14 protein-coding genes are annotated in these 20,180 nt (G+C 70.9%); 7 read left to right on the top strand and 7 right to left on the bottom strand.

From position 1 onward, the window contains the following. Positions 1-340: 340 nt before the first annotated feature. Positions 341-3,061 carry a pyruvate, phosphate dikinase gene (gene ppdK / locus ACWCQS_RS30315; RefSeq protein ID WP_451007395.1) on the bottom strand — a complete coding sequence of 907 codons (2,721 nt, stop codon included), beginning with the start codon at positions 3,059-3,061 and terminating at the stop codon, positions 341-343. Between the two features lie 422 nt (positions 3,062-3,483). Further along, positions 3,484-4,704 (bottom strand): ROK family protein, encoded by a 1,221-nt coding sequence (locus ACWCQS_RS30310; RefSeq protein WP_451007394.1) that lies wholly within the window; start codon positions 4,702-4,704, stop codon positions 3,484-3,486. Between the two features lie 131 nt (positions 4,705-4,835). On the opposite strand from ACWCQS_RS30310, the gene ACWCQS_RS30305 reads away from it, so the two are divergent. The 3 genes from ACWCQS_RS30305 to ACWCQS_RS30295 all read left to right on the top strand — a co-directional run bounded on the left by ACWCQS_RS30305 (position 4,836) and on the right by ACWCQS_RS30295 (position 10,597). Beyond that, on the top strand, positions 4,836-6,383 hold the full coding sequence (locus tag ACWCQS_RS30305; RefSeq protein WP_451007393.1) for an MGH1-like glycoside hydrolase domain-containing protein: 1,548 nt from the start codon (positions 4,836-4,838) through the stop codon (positions 6,381-6,383). Next, on the top strand, positions 6,380-8,317 hold the full coding sequence (locus ACWCQS_RS30300; protein ID WP_451007392.1) for an amylo-alpha-1,6-glucosidase: 1,938 nt from the start codon (positions 6,380-6,382) through the stop codon (positions 8,315-8,317). Before ACWCQS_RS30305 ends, ACWCQS_RS30300 begins: the two co-directional genes overlap by 4 nt. Before the next feature lie 474 nt (positions 8,318-8,791). Next, complete coding sequence (locus tag ACWCQS_RS30295; protein WP_451007391.1) at positions 8,792-10,597, top strand: CDP-alcohol phosphatidyltransferase; 1,806 nt, start codon at positions 8,792-8,794, stop codon at positions 10,595-10,597. Here ACWCQS_RS30295 and dusB read toward each other — a convergent pair whose 3' ends face one another. Further along, a complete protein-coding gene (dusB, locus tag ACWCQS_RS30290) occupies positions 10,598-11,728 on the bottom strand; it encodes a tRNA dihydrouridine synthase DusB (protein ID WP_451007390.1) in 1,131 nt (376 codons plus the stop codon). It abuts the gene before it with no gap. A gap of 227 nt (positions 11,729-11,955) precedes the next feature. Between dusB and ACWCQS_RS30285 the strand changes: the two genes are divergently transcribed. Continuing rightward, positions 11,956-13,395, top strand: coding sequence for an MFS transporter (locus tag ACWCQS_RS30285; RefSeq protein WP_451007389.1), 1,440 nt, complete (start codon positions 11,956-11,958; stop codon positions 13,393-13,395). A gap of 130 nt (positions 13,396-13,525) precedes the next feature. Here the strand turns inward: ACWCQS_RS30285 and ACWCQS_RS30280 are convergent, their stop codons facing one another. Further along, the gene (locus ACWCQS_RS30280; RefSeq protein ID WP_451007388.1) at positions 13,526-14,437 is read right to left on the bottom strand and encodes a helix-turn-helix transcriptional regulator; all 912 of its coding nucleotides are present in this window, start codon (positions 14,435-14,437) and stop codon (positions 13,526-13,528) included. A gap of 101 nt (positions 14,438-14,538) precedes the next feature. Between ACWCQS_RS30280 and ACWCQS_RS30275 the strand changes: the two genes are divergently transcribed. From ACWCQS_RS30275 to ACWCQS_RS30265, 3 genes are all read left to right on the top strand, one after another. Next, positions 14,539-15,966: an MFS transporter gene (locus tag ACWCQS_RS30275; protein ID WP_451007387.1), complete on the top strand. Its 1,428-nt coding sequence runs from the start codon at positions 14,539-14,541 to the stop codon at positions 15,964-15,966. Positions 15,967-16,102: 136 nt separating this feature from the next. Further along, a complete protein-coding gene (locus ACWCQS_RS30270) occupies positions 16,103-16,327 on the top strand; it encodes a hypothetical protein (protein ID WP_228620312.1) in 225 nt (74 codons plus the stop codon). 150 nt (positions 16,328-16,477) lie between these two features. Beyond that, entirely contained in the window at positions 16,478-16,978 is a 501-nt protein-coding gene (locus tag ACWCQS_RS30265; protein ID WP_451007386.1) for a hypothetical protein, read from the top strand. Here the strand turns inward: ACWCQS_RS30265 and ACWCQS_RS30260 are convergent. From ACWCQS_RS30260 to ACWCQS_RS30250, 3 genes are all read right to left on the bottom strand, one after another. Beyond that, entirely contained in the window at positions 16,959-17,555 is a 597-nt protein-coding gene (locus tag ACWCQS_RS30260; RefSeq protein ID WP_451007385.1) for a TetR family transcriptional regulator, read from the bottom strand. The genes ACWCQS_RS30265 and ACWCQS_RS30260 overlap by 20 nt on opposite strands. Before the next feature lie 26 nt (positions 17,556-17,581). After that, a complete protein-coding gene (locus ACWCQS_RS30255) occupies positions 17,582-18,592 on the bottom strand; it encodes an aldo/keto reductase (protein ID WP_451007384.1) in 1,011 nt (336 codons plus the stop codon). A 192-nt stretch (positions 18,593-18,784) separates the two neighbouring features. Beyond that, positions 18,785-20,167 carry a glycine--tRNA ligase gene (locus tag ACWCQS_RS30250; protein ID WP_451007383.1) on the bottom strand — a complete coding sequence of 461 codons (1,383 nt, stop codon included), beginning with the start codon at positions 20,165-20,167 and terminating at the stop codon, positions 18,785-18,787. Between the last annotated feature and the right edge of the window lie 13 nt (positions 20,168-20,180).

Below are 20,180 nucleotides of genomic sequence, written 5' to 3'. Positions count from 1 at the left end.
CTGGAGAACGCCGGCCCACCGGAATCGGGCCGGCGCCCTCCGGCTAGGCGCACGATACAGGATCCCGGCCCGCCTTGATCGGGCCGGGATCCTGTTATGCAAGGGATGACGGGCCGTTTCCGCCGAGTCTCACTTGTACGGCTTGGCCGCAACCATGACCTGGGCTTTGGTCAGCTCGTAGCCCTTGCCGATCTCGTCACCGGTTCAACGGCAACCAGCACGGAGAGGCGGCACCCCCGCACAGGGTGCCGCCTCTCCTCTTTCGTGCGCCGGAGCCGCCGCCGATCGGTGAGGGTCGGGGACCAGCGGCGGCTCCGGGGTTTACGGAGCCCGTCAGGGCCTAGCGGTGGTCGCTGCCCACCGACTGGGTTGCCGCGCGGCCTGCCTCGAGGCGGGCCACCGGGATGCGGAAGGGGGAGCAGGAGACGTAGTCCAGGCCGACCTCGTGGAAGAAGTGGACAGACTCGGGGTCACCGCCGTGCTCGCCGCAGACGCCGAGCTTCAGGTCGGGGCGGGTACGCCGGCCCGCCTCCGCCGCCGACTTCACCAGGGAGCCGACGCCGTCCTTGTCGATCGTCTCGAAGGGGCTGACGCCGAAGATGCCCTTCTCCAGGTACGCGGTGAAGAAGGAGGCTTCGACGTCGTCGCGGCTGAAGCCCCACACCGTCTGCGTCAGGTCGTTCGTGCCGAAGCTGAAGAACTCCGCCGCCTCGGCGATCTGGCCCGCCGTCAGGGCGGCTCGCGGGAGTTCGATCATCGTGCCGATCGCCAGCTTCAGCGCCGTACCCGTCGCCGCCTCGACCTCCGCGATGACCTTGTCGGCCTCCTCGCGGACGATCTCCAGCTCCTGGACCGTGCCGACGAGCGGGATCATGATCTCCGCGCGCGGGTCGCCCTTCGCGGACTTGCGTTCCGCCGCCGCCTCGGCGATCGCGCGGACCTGCATCGTGAACAGGCCGGGGATGACCAGGCCGAGGCGGACGCCGCGCAGGCCGAGCATCGGGTTCTGCTCGTGCAGGCGGTGTACCGCCTGGAGCAGGCGGAGCTCGTTCTCGTGCGGCTCCTGGCGGGACTCGGCCAGGGCCACGCGGACCGACAGCTCGGTGATGTCGGGGAGGAACTCGTGCAGCGGCGGGTCCAGGAGACGGATCGTCACCGGGAGGCCGTCCATCGCCTCGAAGAGCTCGACGAAGTCCGTCTTCTGCAGGGGGAGCAGGTCCGACAGGGCCGCCTCGCGCTCCTCCTCCGTGTCCGCGAGGATCAGCTTCTCGACCATCTCACGGCGCTCGCCGAGGAACATGTGCTCCGTGCGGCACAGGCCGATGCCCTGGGCGCCGAAGCGGCGGGCGCGCAGCGCGTCCTCCGCGTTGTCCGCGTTGGCGCGCACCCGCAGGCGGCGCTTGCGATCGGCGAACGCCATCATGCGGTGGACCGCCTCGACCAGCTCGTCCGCGTCGTCGGCGCCCGGGTGCATCCGGCCCTCGAAGTACTCGACCACGGGGGACGGGACCACCGGGACCTCGCCCAGGTAGACCTTGCCGGAGGAGCCGTCGATGGAGATCACGTCGCCTTCCTCGACGACGTGGCCGCCGGGGACCGTCATGCGACGGCGCTTGGTGTCGACCTCCAGCTCCTCCGCGCCGCACACACACGTCTTGCCCATGCCACGGGCGACCACGGCGGCGTGGGAGGTCTTGCCGCCGCGCGACGTCAGGATGCCCTCCGCCGCGATCATGCCGTCCAGGTCGTCCGGGTTCGTCTCGCGGCGGACCAGGATGACCTTCTCGCCGGAGCGGGACCACTTGACGGCCGTGTAGGAGTCGAAGACCGCCCGGCCCACCGCGGCGCCGGGAGACGCGGCGATGCCGCGCGCCACCTTGTCGACCTTGGCCTGCTCGTCGAACCGGGGGAACATCAGCTGGGCCAGCTGGGCGCCGGTGACGCGCTGGAGCGCCTCCGTCTCGTCGATCAGGCCCTGGTCGACCAGCTGGGTCGCGATACGGAAGGCGGCGCCCGCCGTGCGCTTGCCCACGCGGGTCTGGAGCATCCACAGCTGACCGCGCTCGATCGTGAACTCGATGTCGCAGAGGTCCTTGTAGTGGTTCTCCAGCGTCTCCATGATCTGCATGAGCTGGTCGTACGACTTCTTGTCGATCGACTCCAGCTCCGCGAGCGGGACGGTGTTGCGGATGCCGGCGACGACGTCCTCGCCCTGGGCGTTCTGCAGGTAGTCGCCGTAGACGCCCTGGTGGCCGGAGGCGGGGTCGCGGGTGAAGGCGACGCCCGTGCCGGAGTCGGGGCCGAGGTTGCCGAAGACCATGGAGCAGATGTTGACGGCCGTACCAAGGTCGTGCGGGATGCGCTCCTGGCGGCGGTAGAGCTTGGCGCGGTCGCCGTTCCAGGAGTCGAAGACCGCCTTGATGGCGAGGTCCATCTGCTCGCGCGGGTCCTGCGGGAAGTCCCGGCCGGCCTCCGCCTTGACGATCTTCTTGAACTTGGTGACCAGCTTCTTCAGGTCGGCGGCCTCCAGGTCGGTGTCGACCGTGACCTTCTTGGCCTCCTTGGCCGCCTCGAGGGCCTCCTCGAAGAGGTCGCCGTCGACGCCGAGGACGGTCTTGCCGAACATCTGGATCAGGCGCCGGTAGGAGTCCCAGGCGAACCGGTCGTCGCCGGCCTGCTTGGCCAGGCCCTGCACCGACTTGTCGGACAGGCCGATGTTCAGGACCGTGTCCATCATGCCGGGCATGGAGAACTTCGCGCCGGAACGGACCGACACCAGAAGAGGGTTGTCGGGCTGGCCGAGCTTCTTGCCCATGCGGGACTCGAGGGCGTCGAGGTGCGCACTCACCTCGTCACGCAGCGCCGCGGGCTCCTCACCGCTGTCCAGGTAGACCTTGCAGGCCTCGGTGGTGATGGTGAAGCCGGGAGGGACCGGCAGACCGAGGTTGGTCATCTCGGCGAGGTTGGCGCCCTTGCCGCCGAGGAGGTCCTTGAGGTCCTTGTTGCCCTCGGTGAAGTCGTAAACGAACTTCACTACGTGGGGTTCTTTGTTTTCCGACACGGGTCTCGACTCCTTGAGGCCACGGTGGCTGCCCTGACGGCGAGGAACATACCCAGATCGAAGGCACATGGGTACGTCCACTTGCGCGTCATGAGCCCGTAACCACTCGTCCGCCAGCGGATCGAAAGTCAAGGCTTGGCAAGCAAGCACCGCCAGATGTCTTCGCTTCTTGAACGCAACCATGCCCAGGGGTGGGGTTTTCCGCTCAGATGAGCGGGGATCCCGCACGCCTGATTTCGATCGGTGAACGATCAGGAGGTGGCACCCAGTGCCACCCTTTGGAGAAGTGCAGTCGCTCATGATCCGCTCATCTGAGCGCAACCCTTATCAAGGGTGGCGAGAATCACGCTGCCACAGCCCGCCGGATTTCACCATGCGGACCGCTTCCCGGTACCCGGAAACACCCACGTCACACGCCCGACTCAGACACCCAGCGCCCGCAGCCGCTCCTCTGCCCGCTCCGGCGCGTAGAGGTGTTCCACGACCAGCGCCCCCGCTCCGATGAGCGCGGCGCGCTCCCCCAGCCGGGAGGTCACGACCTGGAGGTGGGCCGTGGAGCGCGGCAGCGCCCGCTGGTAGAGGAGTTCCCGGACGCCGGTGAGGAAGGGGGTCCCGGCCAGGTCGCCCGCGATCATCAGCACCCCGGGGTTCAGCAGGGTCACCACCGTCGCCAGTACGTCACCGACCCGCCGCCCCGCCTCCCGGGCCAGCGCCGCCGCCTCCGGATGCCCGGCGGCCAGCAGATCCCGTACGTCCGCGCCGGAGGCGGCCGGCACCCCGCTCTCGGCCAGCCGCCGGGCCACGGCGCCCCCGCTCGCGACGGCGGCGAGACAGCCGTGCGAACCGCAGCGGCACAGCGCGTCCGCGCCGACCCGGATGTGCCCGATGTCGCCGGCGCCACCGTCGATGCCCCGGTAGATCGAGCCGTCCACGACCACCCCGGCGCCAATGCCGGTGGACACCTTGACAAGGACGAAGGCCGCGCAGTCGGGGTGGCCGGCGCGCTGTTCGCCGTACGCCATGAGGTTCGCGTCGTTGTCGACCAGGACGGGGACCGCCGGGGCACCGGTGTGTTCGGTGAAGGCGCGGGAGATACGGCCCGCCAGGTCGTAGCCGTCCCAGCCCGGCATCATCGGCGGCTGCACCACCCTGCCGGTCCCGGTGTCCACCGGGCCGGGCACGGCGAGCCCGATGCCGCAGACCTCCGCCGCCGGGCACCCGGACTTCTTCAGCAACTCGCCGAACCAGCGGCCCAGTTCGGGCAGTACGGCCTCCGGGCCGTCCCCGATCACGAGCGTCCCCGAGTGTTCGGCGAGGATCTCGCCGGCCAGGGAGAGTACGGCCGCACGGGCGTGCCGGGTGTCCAGGTCGGCGGCGAGGACGACGGCGTGGGAGTCGTCGAACTCCAGGGTGATGGAGGGACGGCCGCCGAGCGGCGAGTCGACCGGGCCGCCGGCGCCCTCGCGCAGCCAGCCGGCCCGGAAGAGGCGGTCCAGGCGCTGCCCGACGGTCGCGCGGGACAGTCCGGTCGCCTGCTGGAGCGCACCGCGCGTCACCGCCCGTCCGCTGCGGACCAGTTCGAGCAGCTCGCCGGCGCCGGCCGGAGCGCCGGTCTTCCCGTTTCTTCCCGGACGTTCGGTCATGCGCACCCCCTTGTGTTTCCCAAGCCTGCATTACATATTGAGTTTTGCGTGTTAAATAGACGTAACTCTACGACGGTTACCACCAAACCCGGTCGGCCCGGCCGGGTGCCTTCGTCTTCGGGGAGCCCCGAGTGGATCGCAGCACGCAGCTCACCGTCCGTCCCGCGGAGCCCGCGAAGCACGAGACCGCGGGTGGTCCCCCGCTCTCCGGCGGCTCCCTGCCCGTCCGGGCGGCCCGGGTGCTCGACGCGAACTGGACGGGCGCCTCGACGGTCCCCTCCCGGAGCCTGTATCCGCACCAGTGGTCCTGGGACTCGGCGTTCATCGCGATCGGCCTGCGGCATGTCTCGCCGCTGCGGGCCCAGACCGAGCTGGAGACACTGCTGGCCGCGCAGTGGGCCGACGGGCGCGTCCCGCACATCGTCTTCAACCCCTCCGTACCGCTCGACGCCTACTTTCCCAGCCCCGACTTCTGGCGCTCCTCCACCGCAGGTCGCGCGGCGGGCGCCCCGCGCACCGTACAGACGTCGGGGATCGTGCAGCCACCGGTGCACGCGCTCGCGGCCTGGCTGGTGCACCGCGCCGACCCCGGGCTGTCGCGCGCCCGCGGCTTCCTGGCCCGGGTGTACCCGCGGCTGGCCGCCTGGCACCGCTATCTGCTGCACCGCCGGGATCTGGGCGGTGCGGGGCTGGTGTCCGTGGTCCACCCCTGGGAGCAGGGCATGGACAACAGCCCGTGCTGGGACGCCCCGCTCGCCCGGATCACCCCCGCCCCGTCCCGCTCCTTCCGCCGCGCCGACCTCGCCCACGGGTCGCCCGAGGACCGGCCGACGGATCTGGACTACGGGCGGTACGTGCGGCTGGCCGCCGACTACCGGGACGCGGGGTACAGGGATGGGGCGGGCGGGAGGCACGGGGACGGGACGGGCGGGAGGCACGGGGACGGGACGGGCGGGAGGCACGGGGGCGCGAGGAACAGGGGCGGCGGCGGTGAGTTCGCCGTGGAGGACCCGGCGTTCAACGCCCTGCTCATCGCCTCCGAACACGCGCTGGCCAGGATCGCCGAGGAACTCGGCGCCTCCGGCACCGCCCGGCACGCACGCGCCGAACGGCTGACGGAGGTGCTGGCGGAGCGGCTGTGGGACCCGGCGGCCGCGATGTTCCTGTGCCGGGACCTGCACGCCGACGGGCCGATCCGTGAGCGGAGTGTCTCCGGGCTGGTGCCGTTGCTCCTCCCCGGGCTGCCGCGTGAGGTCGTCGACGCGCTCGTGCGCACCCTGTACGGGCCGCACTTCGGGCTCGGCGGGCGCACCCGGCTCGTGCCCAGTTACGACCTGCTCGGCGAGGCCTTCGATCCGCACCGGTACTGGCGCGGGCCGGCCTGGTTCAACACCAGCTGGCTGCTGGAGCGGGGCCTGCGCGTGCACGGCGAGCGGGAGCGGGCCGACGCACTGCGCGCGGCCGTGCTGCAGCTCGCCGAAGCCACCGGTTTCGCGGAGTACGTCGACCCGTACACCGGCGAGGCCTGCGGCGCGACCGGCTTCGGCTGGACCGCCGCGCTCGCCCTCGACCTGCATCACGAGCTGCACAAAGACCTTCCCAAGGGCACCCGCGAGGGCGTGTCCGAGGCGGCCACCGGCACGTTTGACAGAAGTGAAGAAGGAGGCGACCGGGCATGACGGACCGGCTTCATCTGCTCGTGCACGGGGCGACGTTCGCCGCCGTGGGCGACCGGGGCGACATCAGCGGGGTCCGGGGCAGCGGCTCCCCGGACGGGTTGTTCGTACGCGACGCCCGGCACCTCAGCCGCTGGCAGCTCACCGTCGACGGCGCCGTGCCCGAGGTGCTCACCCCGGTGACCGACGGTGACGCGGCCCGCTGCGTCCTGGTCCCGCGCGGCGGCCGCCAGGAGCCTCCCGCGCACACCCTCTTCCGCCAACAGGCCGTCGGCGACAGCTCGTTCGTCGAATCGCTGCGGGTGACCAGCAACCGCCCGGTGCCGACCACCGTCCGGCTCGCCATCACCGCCGACGCGGACTTCACCGACCAGTTCGAACTCCGCTCCGACCACCGCACCTACGCCAAGCCCGGCGCCGTGCGCTCCCGCGAAGTCCTCGACGACGGCATCGAGTTCACCTACCGGCGCGCCGAGTGGCAGTCCCGTACCACCATCACCGCCGACCCGGCCCCCGACGCCGTGGAGGAGACCGGCACGGGCGCCCGCCGCCTGGTGTGGACCCTCGACCTGCCACCGCACGGCACCACCGAGCTGCTGCTCCGCGTGATCGCCCGCCCGCACCGCGAGAAGCGCGCCCTGCGCGTACCCCGCGACCCGGCCTCCGTGCGTGAACAACTCCGCGTGCTGGAAGGTGAGTTCGTGGAGGGCGTGGCCTTCCCGACCGGCTGGCCGGAACTGGCGGCGGCCTGCGCGCGGGGCCTCGCCGACCTGGCGGCGCTCCAGGTGCCGGCGCGCGGACCCGACGGCGAGGAGCTGCGCGTCCCGGCCGGCGGCGCCCCCTGGTTCCTCGCCCTCCTGGCCCGGGACGCCCTGCTCACCTCCCTGTTCGCGCTGCCGTACCGCCCCGAACTGGCCGCCGCCACGCTGCCCGCGCTCGCCGCGACCCAGGCCACCGGCAGCGGCCCGTCCCCGCTCGCCCAGCCCGGCAAGATCGTGCACGAGGTACGGCACGGCGAGCTGGCGTACTTCGGGCAGGTGCCGTTCGGCCGGTACTACGGCTCGGTCGACGCGACCCCGCTGTTCCTGATCCTGCTCGGCGCGTACGTCGAGCAGACCGGGGACACCGGCCCGGCCCGGCGACTGGAGCCGCACGCGCGTGCCGCCGTCGGCTGGATGCTGGACCACGGCGGCCTGACCTCGCGCGGCTACCTCGTCTACCGCGCCGACGAGGGTGGCCTCGCCAACCAGAACTGGAAGGACTCCCCCGGCGCGATCTGCTGCGCCGACGGCACCCGGCCCACCGGCGCGGTGATGGCGGCGGGCGCGCAGGGCTACGCGTACGACGCGCTGCGCCGCACCGCGTGGCTGGCGCGGACGGTGTGGGGCGACGAGACGTACGGCGCCCTGCTGGAGCAGGCCGCCGCCGATCTGCGGGACCGGTTCCAGCGGGACTTCTGGATGCGGGAACAGTCCTTCCCGGCGCTCGCGCTGGACGGCGAGGGCCGCCGGATCGACGCGCTGGCGTCCGACGCCGGGCATCTGCTGTGGTCCGGGCTGCTGGACAAGGAGTACGGCGAGGTGGTGGGCCGGCGGCTGCTGGAGCCGGACTTCTTCTCCGGGTGGGGTGTGCGGACGCTGGCCGCGGGGCAGGCGGCGTACCATCCGCTGTCCTATCACCGGGGTTCCGTGTGGCCGCATGACAACGCGCTGATCACGTTGGGTCTCGCGCGGTACGGACTGCATGACGAGGCCCGGGCGGTGGCGCGTGCGCTGGTGGACGCGGCGTCGGTTGCGGGGCATCGGCTGCCGGAGGTGCTGGCGGGGTACGGGAGGGACACGCATCCGGAGCCGGTGCCGTATCCGCATGCGTGTGTGCGGGAGTCACGGTCGGCTGCGGTGCCGCTCGCGCTGCTGACAGCGGTTGGGGGTGCCTAGGCCCTGTCGTCAAACTCCCTCCCCCAGCCTTCGGCCGGGCGGTGCCCCCAGCCCCACGACGCCATGCACGCTCCCCCAAAGGGGGCACCCCCACTCGCCGCACCGGGCCCGGGCCCAAGTACATCCAGTACGAGGGCCAGAGCCCGGCACTCCCCCAGCCTTCGGCCGGGGGGACCCCCAGAGCACGCACCTACTGCAGACATCAGCCGCTCCGCGGCGGGCGCGAGGCCCGCCCTCCGGGCGGACGGCGGGAGTTTGACGACAGGACCTAGCGCCGTTGTCGACCGCGGGTTCGTTGTGGCTTGTCGCGCCCGCGCGGCGAAGCCGCATATCGACACAGCCCCGCGCCCCTTGGGTTGGCGCACCGACCGTTTGCCAGGTGTTTGCCCGGTGCTTGTGAACAGGCGTGACGAAGTGGCCGTACGGGACGGCAGATCGGGTCTCGCAGGGAAGGACGCCGGGTTGTCCCAGGACATGAGCACGCGCGAATCAGCCGTAGCAGAAGCCGAGGAGGCCGAGCCGGAGGCGTCGCCCGAACCCATACCCGGCCCGCAGCCCGCCCGGCGCCCGTGGACTGCCTGGCTCCGGCGTCCCTGGACCGCCTGGTCCACGTGGCAGGGAAGGTGGCGGGCGGAGCATCCGGCCGGTGCTCAGGCGCTGTCCGCCACGGTCACCGTGGTCGCCGCCATGCTCGTCGTCGCCGCGCTGGTGATGCCCAGCTCCGTGGCCAACCTGCACCCTTCCAGGTTTCTGCGGATACCGGCGGAGGCCGTGATCGGGGCCGCGGTGATGATCGCGCTGCCCCGGCGGCCGCGGGTGGCGCTGGCCGTGGTGTCCGGGGTGGCGCTGGCCGCGATGGCCATGCTGAACCTGCTCGATGCGGGGTTCAACCAGTACCTCGGCCGTGGTTTCAACGTCGTGCTCGACTGGAGCCTGTTCGGCGACGCGGAGTCGTATCTGGAGGACTCCTACGGCCGTACGGCCACCCTCGTCGCCGTAGCCGGTGTGATCGTCCTCGTGCTGTCGGTCTTCGTCCTGCTGGCGCTGTCGATGGTCCGGCTGAGCAATCTGCTCGCCCGGCACCCCGCCACCGCGACCCGGGGCACGCTGGTCGCCGGGGTCGTCTGGATCACCTGCTCCTCCCTCGGCCTCCAGCTGTCCGGCGTGCCGCTCGCCGCCGACAGCACCGCGAACGCCCTGAAGGACCAGGTCCACCGGATCTCGAACACGCTCAAGGACGAGGCGGAGTTCCGGAAGGTGGCCAAGGTCGACGCCTTCGGGAACACCCCGGGCAGCCAGCTGGTCCCGGATTTGCGGGGCAAGGACATGGTCTTCACGTTCATCGAGAGCTACGGGCGCAGCGCCGTCGAGGACCCGATCATGGCGCCCGGTGTCGACGCCACCCTCGACACCCGCACCAAGGCCCTGGCCAAGGCGGGCTTCCACGCCAAGAGCGGCTGGCTGACCTCGGCGACCTACGGCGGCAGCAGCTGGCTCGGGCACTCCACCACCATGTCGGGCCTGTGGATCAGCAACCAGCAGCGCTACCGCACGGTCATGGCGAGCGACCACATGAGCCTGACCGACGCGTTCAAGAAGACGGGCGCCTTCGACACGGTCGGAGTGATGCCGGGTGTGCAGAAGGCGTGGCCGGAGCAGAAGTGGTACGGCCTCGACAAGGTCTACAACGCCTTCCAACTCGGCTACAAAGGACCGAAGTTCAGCTGGTCGACCATGCCGGACCAGTACACGCTCCAGCAGTTCCAGGACCGGGTGCACAGCAAGCAGCCCGCCGCCGGCAAGTCACGGATGTCGCTGCTCATCCTGACCTCCAGCCACACGCCCTGGGCGCCGATCCCGAAGATGGTCGGCTGGGACCAGCTGGGCGACGGCTCCATCTTCAACGGCATCGAGAAGGCGGGCCACCCGTCCTCCTACACCCTCACCGACGACACGCACACCAAGGAGGAGTACGGCAAGTCCGTCCAGTACACGGTGACGGCGCTGACCGAGTGGCTGGAGCGGTACGGCACGAAGGACACCGTGCTGGTCTTCCTCGGCGACCACCAGCCGAACGCCCACGCCAGCGGCAACCATGCCAGCCGTGACGTGCCGGTCTCGATCGTCGCCAAGGACCCCACGGTCCTCGACAAGATCACCGGCTGGGGCTGGACCGACGGCCTCCGCCCCGCGCACACCGCACCGGTCTGGAAGATGAGCGCCTTCCGCGACCGCTTCCTGTCGGCCTTCGGCTCGACACCGCATCCGAAGAAGAACTGATCAGCCCCCCGACGTGTCCAGCTCCGCGTCCTCGCCGACCCCCGCGCAGTCGTACGGGTCCTTCAGCCAGCCGTCCGGCAGCACCACGCGGTTGTTGCCGGACGTACGGCCGCGCGGCCCGTCCGCGCCGGTGGGCCACGGCTGGTCGAGGTCCAGCTCGTCCAGCCCGGCGCGCAGTTCGTGCAGCGAGGACGTGATCGCGAGCCGCCCCCGCATCTCGGAGCCGACCGCGAAGCCCTTCAGGTACCAGGCGACGTGCTTGCGGAAGTCCACCACGCCCTTGGGCTCGTCGCCGATCCACTCCCCGAGCAGGGTGGCGTGCCGGACCATGACGTCGGCGACTTCCCGGAGCGTCGGCCGCGCGAAGGACGTACGCCCCTCGAAGGCGGCGACCAGGTCAGCGAACAGCCACGGCCGTCCCAGGCAGCCGCGCCCGACCACGACCCCGTCGCAGCCGGTCTCCCGCACCATCCGCAGCGCGTCCTCGGCGGACCAGATGTCGCCGTTGCCGAGCACGGGGATCTCCGGGACGTGCTCCTTCAGCCGGGCGATGGCGTCCCAGTCGGCGGTGCCGCCGTAGTGCTGGGCGGCCGTGCGGCCGTGCAGGGCGATCGCCGTGACACCCTCCTCGACGGCGATGCGGCCGGCGTCGAGGAAGGTGATGTGGTCGTCGTCGATGCCCTTGCGCATCTTCATCGTGACCGGGAGGTCCCCGGCGCCGCTGACCGCCTCGCGCAGGATGGCCCGCAGCAGGTTCCGCTTGTACGGCAGGGCCGAGCCGCCGCCCTTGCGGGTCACCTTGGGGACCGGGCAGCCGAAGTTCAGGTCGATGTGGTCGGCCAGGTCCTCCTCCGCGATCATGCGGACGGCCTTGCCGACGGTCGCCGGGTCGACGCCGTACAGCTGGATCGAACGCGGCGTCTCGCTCGCGTCGAACCTGATCAGCTGCATGGTCTTCTCGTTGCGCTCGACCAGCGCCCGGGTCGTGATCATCTCGCTGACGAACAGGCCCTTGCCGCCGCTGAACTCCCTGCACAGGGTGCGGAAGGGCGCGTTGGTGATCCCCGCCATGGGTGCGAGCACGACGGGCGGCGTCACGGCGTGCGGGCCGATGGAGAGCGGGTGGGTCATCAGACGACTCCGGGACGGATGTACAGCACAGGGCGAGCACCCATTGTCCCTCACGCCGCCGGCAGCTCGGTCTGCGGCCGACCATGGGGCCGGCCGTGCTTGGCCTTCGGCTGCCGCGGGTACTGGGACAGCCGCTGGACAGGGGCGCTCCAATGATCGTGTAGCGCACATCAATTAGGCACACTATTAGTTAGACGCACTATCGAAATTCGCGTACGATCGAAACCATGCCCGAGCTGACCCACCGCCGTCGTCTCCTCGTGCTCGCGATCTGCTGCATGAGCCTGCTGATCGTGAGCCTGGACAACACCGTGCTGAACGTGGCGCTGCCGTCCATGCAGCGCGATCTGCACGCCACCACCTCCGGCCTGCAGTGGACGATCGACGCCTACACCCTGGTGCTCGCCTCGCTGCTGATGCTCGCGGGCTCGACGGCCGACCGGATCGGCCGCAAGCGGGTCTTCATGTCCGGCCTGGTGATCTTCTCCATCGGCTCGCTGCTGTGCTCGCTCGCGCCGAACCTGTCCCTGCTGGTGGTGTTCCGGATGGTGCAGGCGATCGGCGGCTCGATGCTCAACCCGGTCGCCATGTCGATCATCACCAACACCTTCACCGACTCCCGGGAGCGGGCCCGTGCGATCGGCGTCTGGGGCGCGGTGGTCGGCATCTCCATGGCGGCCGGCCCGCTGGTCGGCGGTCTGCTGGTGCAGTCGGTGAGCTGGCGTGCGATCTTCTGGATCAACCTCCCGGTGGGCCTCGCGGCGCTCCTGCTCACCCTCCGCTTCGTCCCCGAGTCCCGCGCGCCCAAGGCCCGCCGTCCCGATCCGGTCGGCCAGCTGCTGGTCATCGCCCTGTTCGGCGCGCTGACGTACGGCATCATCGAGGCGCCGGACTCGGGCCTGACCGCGGTGGCCCCGTTCATGGCGATCGCCTTCGTGGCCCTGCTCGGCCTGCTCTGGTACGAGCCCCGGCGCACCGAACCCCTCATCGACCTGCGTTTCTTCCGCTCGGCGCCGTTCAGTGGCGCCACGGTGATAGCGATCAGCGCGTTCGCGGCGCTGGGCGGCTTCCTCTTCCTGTCCACGCTCTATCTGCAGAACGTCCGCGGTCTCGACGCCCTGCACGCGGGCCTGTGGATGCTGCCGATGGCGGCGCCGACCTTCCTGTGCGCGCCGCTGTCCGGCCGCCTGGTGGGCAGCCGCGGGCCCCGCCTGCCCCTGCTGGTCGCCGGTACGGCGATGACGGCGAGCGGCGTCCTCTTCGCGGCCTTCGAGGCGGAGACCTCGAACACCACCCTCCTCGTCGGCTACGTCCTGTTCGGCATCGGCTTCGGCTTCGTGAACGCGCCGATCACCAACACGGCCGTCTCCGGCATGCCGCGCGCCCAGGCCGGGGTCGCCGCCGCGGTCGCCTCCACGAGCCGGCAGCTGGGCCAGACGCTCGGCGTCGCGGTGGTCGGCGCGGTCCTGGCCTCCGGTATCGGCTCGTCGCCCATGAAGCAGTCCTTCGTCTCGGCGGCCCGCCCCGGCTGGTGGATCCTCACCGTTTGTGGCCTGGCCGTGCTCCTCCTCGGCCTCCTCACCAGCGGTCACTGGGCCCACCGCACCGCGGAACGCACGGCCGAGACCCTGGAGTCCGCGGAGATCCGCCAGACGGTCGGAGCCTGAGCGCTCCGCTGGAAGGGCCGCACTGTGCCGTCGTTCGGGTGCGGCACCGCTGTGGCTGGTCGCGCCCACGCGGCGGAGCCGCACATCGATGCAGCCCCGCGCCCCTTCGGGGCGCAGGAGGGCCGCCTCCTCAGGATGCTCTGGCGGCCCCGGCAACGGCCCCGCGGGCGATGTCGTAGAGCCTCTCCAGGCGCTCGCGGGTCTCCTCGTCGGCGGGGGTGTACGTCACCATGCGGGCGCCCTGTTCGGGGCCGAGCCACAGGTCGGTGTGCGCCAACTTGAGGTGGCCCACATGGGCGTTGACGAACTCCTTGGTCTTGGTGCGGGCGGCGACGACCTCGTAACGCTCCCAGTGCTCGCGGAAGTTGGGGGATTCCGTCTCCAGACGCTTCAGCAGCATCTTCCAGGCAGGCTCGCCGAGATGGCCGGCCAGGGACGCGCGCAGTTTGGCGGCCATCAGGCGCTGGGTCTCCTCCAGGTGGATGACCGATGACTGCCAGTCCTTGTTCGTGTACACGAGGAGCATGCAGTTCCGGTCCTCCGCCGGTATCGCGTCCAGGTCGCACAGGAGGCGGCCGTAGGTGAGGTTGTAGGCGAGGATGTCGTACCGGCTGTTCTGGACGCAGGCCGGGATCGGCTCCAGTTGGCGCAGCATCTCGCGCAGGGCCGGGGTGACGCTCGGGCAGCTCGCGGCGGGCGTCGGATCGGTGGCGCCGGCCAGCTGGAAGAGGTGGGCGCGTTCGCTGGCGTCCAGCATCAGGGTGCGGGCCAGGGCGTCCAGGACCTGCACGGAGACCTGGATGTCACGGGCCTGTTCGAGCCACGTGTACCAGGTGACGCCGACCGCGGAGAGCTGGGCGACCTCCTCCCGGCGCAGTCCCGGGGTACGGCGCCGGGCCCCGCGCGGCAGGCCCACCTGCTCGGGGCCGATGCGCTCGCGGCGGCTGCGCAGGAAGGCGGCCAGTTCGTGCCGCCGGATCTCCGATCCCCGGGGCGTCGGCTGCGTGGCGGGCGTCTTGCGGTCCGTGGCCATGGTGGTCATGGTTCCAGGGTGCCTGGCCCGTCATCCTGTTGCCAGGTACTTCTTGTACCAGGATGAGGACACTCTGGTACCAGTCTGTGCGGCGGCGCAGGCTCGGGGACATGAGTGAAACCGTCACCACCCCGGCCGTCCGAACGACGGCCGCACCACCCGCACTCGGCGGGCTCGGGCTGTTCACCGTACTGCTGGCCGCGGCACTGCCGCTCGTCGATTTCTTCATCGTCAACGTCGCCCTGCCGACCATCGGCACCGACCTCGCCGCGAGCGAGGCCGTGCTGGAGCTGGTGGTGGCCGGGTACGGCGTCGCGTACGCCGTGCTGCTGGTGCTCGGCGGGCGGCTCGGCGACCTGTTCGGGCGGCGCAGGCTGTTCCTCGGCGGAATGGCCGCGTTCGGACTGACCTCGCTGGCCTGCGGGCTGGCGCCGGACGCCTGGAGCCTGGTCGCGGCGCGGGTCGCGCAGGGCGCCTCGGCCGCCGCGATGCTGCCGCAGGTGCTCGCCACCATCCAGGCCACCACCCGCGGCGCGCGCCGCGCCAAGGCCATGAGCCTGTACGGCGCGACCGCCGGACTGTCCATGGTCGCCGGGCAGATACTCGGCGGGGTGCTCGTCGCCGCCGATGTCGCCGGCACCGGCTGGCGCGCGGTGTTCCTCGTCAACGTGCCCGTGGTCGCCCTCGGCCTGATCCTCGCCGTGCGGGTCGTACCCGAGACCCGGTCACAGCACCCCGAGCCCGTCGACGGGCCCGGCACGGTCCTGCTCGCGGCGTCCTTGCTGACGCTGCTCGCCCCGCTCACCGAGGGCCGGGCCGCGGGCTGGCCGCTGTGGACCTGGCTGTCGCTGGCCGCGTTCCCGCTCGCCGCGGGCGCCTTCTGGGCAGTGGAACGGCGGGCGGACCGGGCGGGGCGGACCCCGCTGGTGCCGCCGAGTCTGCTGGCGCTGGCCTCGCTGCGGCACGGTCTGATCCTGATCCTGCCGTTCTCGATCGGCTTCAGCGGGTTCATGTTCGTCATCGCGCTGGCCCTGCAGAAGGGCGCCGGGCTCGGTCCGGTCTCGGCCGGGCTCGCGCTCGCGCCGATGGCCGTGGTGTTCCTGTTCACCTCCCTCGCCGGGCCCCGGCTGACGGCCCGTCATGGGACGCGGGTCGTCACCGCCGGCTCGGTGATCCAGGGTGTGGGCGTGCTGCTGATCGTGCTGGCCGCCTGGCGGGACTGGCCGCACCTGGACTTCGGCTCGCTGCTGCCGGGCGCCGCCGTGGCCGGTGCCGGGCAGGCGCTCCAACTGCCCAATGTCTTCCGGATCGTGATGTCCGAGGTGCCGCCGGCCCGGGCCGGTGTCGGCAGTGGTGTGATGGTCACCACGCAGCAGTCCGCGCTCGCCCTCGGCGTGGCCACGCTCGGCACCCTGTTCCTCACCCTCACGTCGAGCATGGGCATGCGGGACGCGCTGGTCATCACGCTGCTGGTGCAGTTGGCCGGGGTCGTGCTGACCGGGCTGCTCAGCCTGCGGCTGCCGCGCGAGGTCGGCTGAGCCGGGGCCGGGCCGGGACGACTCCGGCCACGGCTTGGACAACTCCACGTGAAGCTCCCCCTGTTGATGTTCGTCTTGCTGCACACTCCTGTCCCGGCCGGGGTGTGCCACAGGAGCCGAGGAGACGTGAGGCGTCATGCCGCAGGGCAACAGCACGAGCAAGGTCAGCCGCTGGGACCAGCACGGCCGGGAGCACGTCGTCCGGGTCCAGCGCACGGGGGTGCAGCGCACGATCAGATGCGACACGTGCGGCTGGCGCAGAGGCGCCCAGTTCCTGCCGTGGCTGAAGGCGGAGGAGCATCTGGCCGAGGCCCATCAGGCGACGGTCGATCCGGCGGCGGACCGGCAGCCCTCCCGTTGAGCGCGGGGGTCGGCGAAGTCTCCGAATATCCCCACTGACCTGCGCATATAGGCGCTCGGGCGGACGGTTACTCAGCGTCCCGAGTGGCCGACGGAGCGAAGTCGGGTCAGCCTGGGATACGTCCGATCGAGCGATCGACAGGAGATGAACATGACCTCCGTACTCCGCCACCACCGCTACGGCCGCGCGCTGGGCGCCGGCGTCCTTTCCGTGGCGCTGCTCTCCGGCGGTACGACCGGAGCCTTCGCCGCGACCCACGCGCCGAGCCCCACCCCCTCCCCCACCATGACCCGCAGCGGCATGCCGACCGCCAAACCCTCGATGACGCGCAGCGGCATGCCGACCATGCGGCCGTCGCGGATGCCGAACGCGATGGGTTTGATCACCGTCGCGGCCAACCACCGGGCCGTCAAGGTCGGCAACACCGTGGTGTTCACCGGCCGGGTCAGGGGCGTGAAGTCCGGCTCCACGCTGGTGCTGCAGCACCTGCGCAACGGCAAGTGGATCTCGCTCAAGTACACAGGTGTCGTCAACAAGAACGGCACCTACACGATCAAGCGGACGTTCACCGACAAGGGCACCCACCATGTGCGGGTGGCGACCAAGTCCGGCACGCTCCACTCCTCGCCGGTCACCGTGAGGGTGAGCTGAGTCCCCGTATCAGCAGGTCCACGACGGCCGTGAACTCCTCGTCGACACCGGGAGCGGTCCATTCCCGGGCGTAGCAGGGGTCGTGGAAACGGCCGGTGGCCTGGAAGACGGCTCGTGCCGCGGCGGCCGGGTCGGGCACCGGGAAGGTGCCCGACCCGGCCCCGTCCGCGATGATCCGGGTCAGCTGTCCGGTCAGGTCGGCGATGTGCTCGCCGACCGCCGTGCCGTTCTCGTCGGCGAGCACCGTGTAGGTGGCGAAGAGTTCGGGGTCGTCACCCGCCTTGTGCCGCTTGGCCTCGAACAGCGCCGCGAGCCAGGCCCGCAGCCGCTCCTCGGGGGTGCCGTCCGCCACGGCGATCCCGGCGAGCTTCGCCGACGTCCGGTCCAGCCAGCGCTTGGTGACGGCCTCGCGCAGCGCCGCCTTGGTGCGGAAGTGCCGGTAGACACTGCCATGGCTGACGCCGAGCGCGCGGGCCACGTCGACCACGGTGGCCTTGGCCGGGCCGTGACGGCGCAGCACCTCCTCGGTCGCTTCGAGGATGCGCTCGGCGGTCAGGGTCTCGGTGGGCGGTGCCATGCCCTAGACCGTACCTGGAGCCATGGTCAGTGCTCGCTGTCGAGGTGTGCCATCTGCGCGGTCGGGTAGCGGTCACCGGCCGCCGCGTCCACCGGCACGGCGTCCTCGATCGCCGCCAGGTCGGCCGCGTCCAGGGTGACGTCCAGCGCGCCCAGCGACTCGCCCAGCCGCTCGCGGGTGCGGGCGCCGACCAGCGGCACGATGTCGTCGCCGCGGGAGAGCACCCAGGCGATGGCGATCTGCGCGACGGTGACGCCCTTCTGCTCGGCGATCTTGCGCAGGGCCTCGACCAGGTTCAGGTTGTGCCGGAGGTTCTCGCCCTGGAAGCGGGGCGAGTGGGCGCGGAAGTCGTTCGCGGCCAGTTGCCGGTCGCGGGTGAAGTGGCCGGAGATCAGGCCGCGGGACAGCACGCCATACGCCGTGATGCCGATGCCCAGTTCGCGGGTGGTCGGCAGGATGTCCCGCTCGATGCCCCGGCTGATCAGCGAGTACTCGATCTGCAGGTCGGCGATCGGGGCGGTGGCGGCGGCCCGGCGGACGGTCTCGGCGCCGGCCTCGCTCAGGCCGACGTGCCGGACGTACCCCTTCTCGATCAGTTCGGCGATCGCGCCGACGGTCTCCTCGATCGGCACGTCGGGGTCGATGCGGGCGATCCGGTAGACGTCGATGTGGTCGACGCCGAGGCGCTGCAGGGAGTAGGCGGCGAAGTTCTTCACGGCGGCGGGGCGGCCGTCGTAGCCGCTCCAGTTGCCCTCCGGGTCGCGCAGGGCGCCGAACTTCACGCTGGTCAGGGCCTGCTCGCGCAGGGCGGCCGGGGCGGTGCGCAGGGCCTCACCGATCAGCATCTCGTTGTGCCCCATGGCGTAGAAGTCGCCGGTGTCCAGCAGGGTGACGCCCGCTTCCAGGGCGGCGTGGACGGTCGCGATGGACTCGGCGCGGTCGGCGTCGCCATAGAGGGCGGACATGCCCATGCAGCCGAGGCCGAGGGCGGAAGTGTGGGGGCCGGTGGTTCCGAGGGTTCGGGTGTGCATCGTCATGGCTTCACTGTTGCATGACAGCTGACAGATTTCAATATCTGTCAGTCCAACTCTGTCATTCGAGGCGCTACGGGGCGCCCCGGATTGGCCCTATGGCATGGAGGCAGGGGGGCCTGAACGCAAAAGGCCCACCCACCCGGCCGATGGTTTCGGGCGGGTGGGTGGGCAAAAACGGCTGAAGCGCCGCAGGCCTCAGCAGCCGAGGAGGCGCTGGGCCAGGTACCCCTCGATCTGGTCCAGCGACACGCGCTCCTGCTTCATCGAGTCGCGCTCACGCACCGTAACCGCATTGTCGTCGAGCGTGTCGAAGTCGACGGTCACGCAGTACGGCGTACCGATCTCGTCCTGGCGCCGGTACCGGCGACCGATCGCGCCGGCGTCGTCGAACTCGATGTTCCAGTGCTGGCGCAGCGCCTGGGCGAGGCCCTTGGCCTTCGGGGACAGCTCCGGGTTGCGGGACAGCGGCAGCACGGCGGCCTTCACCGGCGCCAGCCGGTGGTCCAGGCGCAGCACCGTCCGCTTCTCCATCTTGCCCTTGGCGTTCGGCGCCTCGTCCTCGACGTAGGCGTCGAGCAGGAAGGCCAGCATGGTGCGGCCGACACCCGCCGCCGGCTCGATGACGTACGGAGTCCAGCGCTCCTGGGCCTCCTGGTCGTAGTAGGCGAGGTCCTGGCCGGAGGCCTTGGAGTGGGCACCGAGGTCGTAGTCGGTCCGGTTGGCGACACCCTCCAGCTCGCCCCACTCGCTGCCGCCGAACTGGAAGCGGTACTCGATGTCGGCGGTGCGCTTGGAGTAGTGGGAGAGCTTCTCCTTCGGGTGCTCGTACCAGCGCATGTTCTCAGTACGCAGGCCCAGGCCCGTGTACCAGTTCCAGCGCTGCTCCATCCAGTACTCGTGCCACTTCTCGTCCTCGCCCGGCTTGACGAAGAACTCCATCTCCATCTGCTCGAACTCGCGGGTGCGGAAGATGAAGTTGCCCGGCGTGATCTCGTTGCGGAACGACTTGCCCATCTGGGCGATGCCGAACGGCGGCTTGCGGCGCGAGGTGGTCTGCACCTGGGCGAAGTTGGTGAAGATGCCCTGGGCGGTCTCGGGGCGCAGGTAGGCGACCGAGCCGCTGTCCTGGGTCGGGCCGAGGTGCGTGGACAGCAGGCCGGAGAACTGCTTGGGCTCGGTGAACTGGCCCTTGTTGCCGCAGTTCGGGCAGTTGATGTCGGCCAGACCGTTCGCCGGGGCGTGGCCCTTCTTCTCCTCGTACGCCTCTTCCAGGTGGTCGGCGCGGAACCGCTTGTGACACGCGGTGCACTCGGTCAGCGGATCCGTGAAGGTGGCGACGTGGCCGGAGGCGACCCAGACCTCGGAGGCCAGGATGACGGACGAGTCGATACCGACCACGTCCTCGCGCGACGTCACCATGTAGCGCCACCACTGGCGCTTGATGTTCTCCTTGAGCTCGACACCCAGCGGTCCGTAGTCCCAGGCGGCACGCTGTCCGCCGTAGATCTCACTGCACGGGAAAACGAAGCCACGGCGCTTGCTCAGGCTGACGATGGTGTCGATCTTGTCGGCGGCCACGGTGCTCTCTTCA

The organism is Streptomyces sp. NPDC002076 (assembly GCF_053593835.1).
Note: the sequence above shows the minus strand (reverse complement) of the source record. Positions and strands in the feature narration are given on the sequence as shown.

Coding starts and splice junctions, on each gene's coding strand:
- ACWCQS_RS30260 (WP_451007385.1), bottom strand. CDS start 17,555: ATGGCACCGCCCACCGAGACCCTGACCGCCGAGCGCATCCTCGAAGCG.
- ACWCQS_RS30270 (WP_228620312.1), top strand. CDS start 16,103: ATGCCGCAGGGCAACAGCACGAGCAAGGTCAGCCGCTGGGACCAGCAC.
- dusB (WP_451007390.1), bottom strand. CDS start 11,728: ATGACCCACCCGCTCTCCATCGGCCCGCACGCCGTGACGCCGCCCGTC.
- ACWCQS_RS30265 (WP_451007386.1), top strand. CDS start 16,478: ATGACCTCCGTACTCCGCCACCACCGCTACGGCCGCGCGCTGGGCGCC.
- ACWCQS_RS30300 (WP_451007392.1), top strand. CDS start 6,380: ATGACGGACCGGCTTCATCTGCTCGTGCACGGGGCGACGTTCGCCGCC.
- ACWCQS_RS30310 (WP_451007394.1), bottom strand. CDS start 4,704: ATGACCGAACGTCCGGGAAGAAACGGGAAGACCGGCGCTCCGGCCGGC.
- ACWCQS_RS30275 (WP_451007387.1), top strand. CDS start 14,539: ATGAGTGAAACCGTCACCACCCCGGCCGTCCGAACGACGGCCGCACCA.
- ACWCQS_RS30285 (WP_451007389.1), top strand. CDS start 11,956: ATGCCCGAGCTGACCCACCGCCGTCGTCTCCTCGTGCTCGCGATCTGC.
- ACWCQS_RS30255 (WP_451007384.1), bottom strand. CDS start 18,592: ATGACGATGCACACCCGAACCCTCGGAACCACCGGCCCCCACACTTCC.
- ACWCQS_RS30295 (WP_451007391.1), top strand. CDS start 8,792: ATGAGCACGCGCGAATCAGCCGTAGCAGAAGCCGAGGAGGCCGAGCCG.
- ACWCQS_RS30280 (WP_451007388.1), bottom strand. CDS start 14,437: ATGACCACCATGGCCACGGACCGCAAGACGCCCGCCACGCAGCCGACG.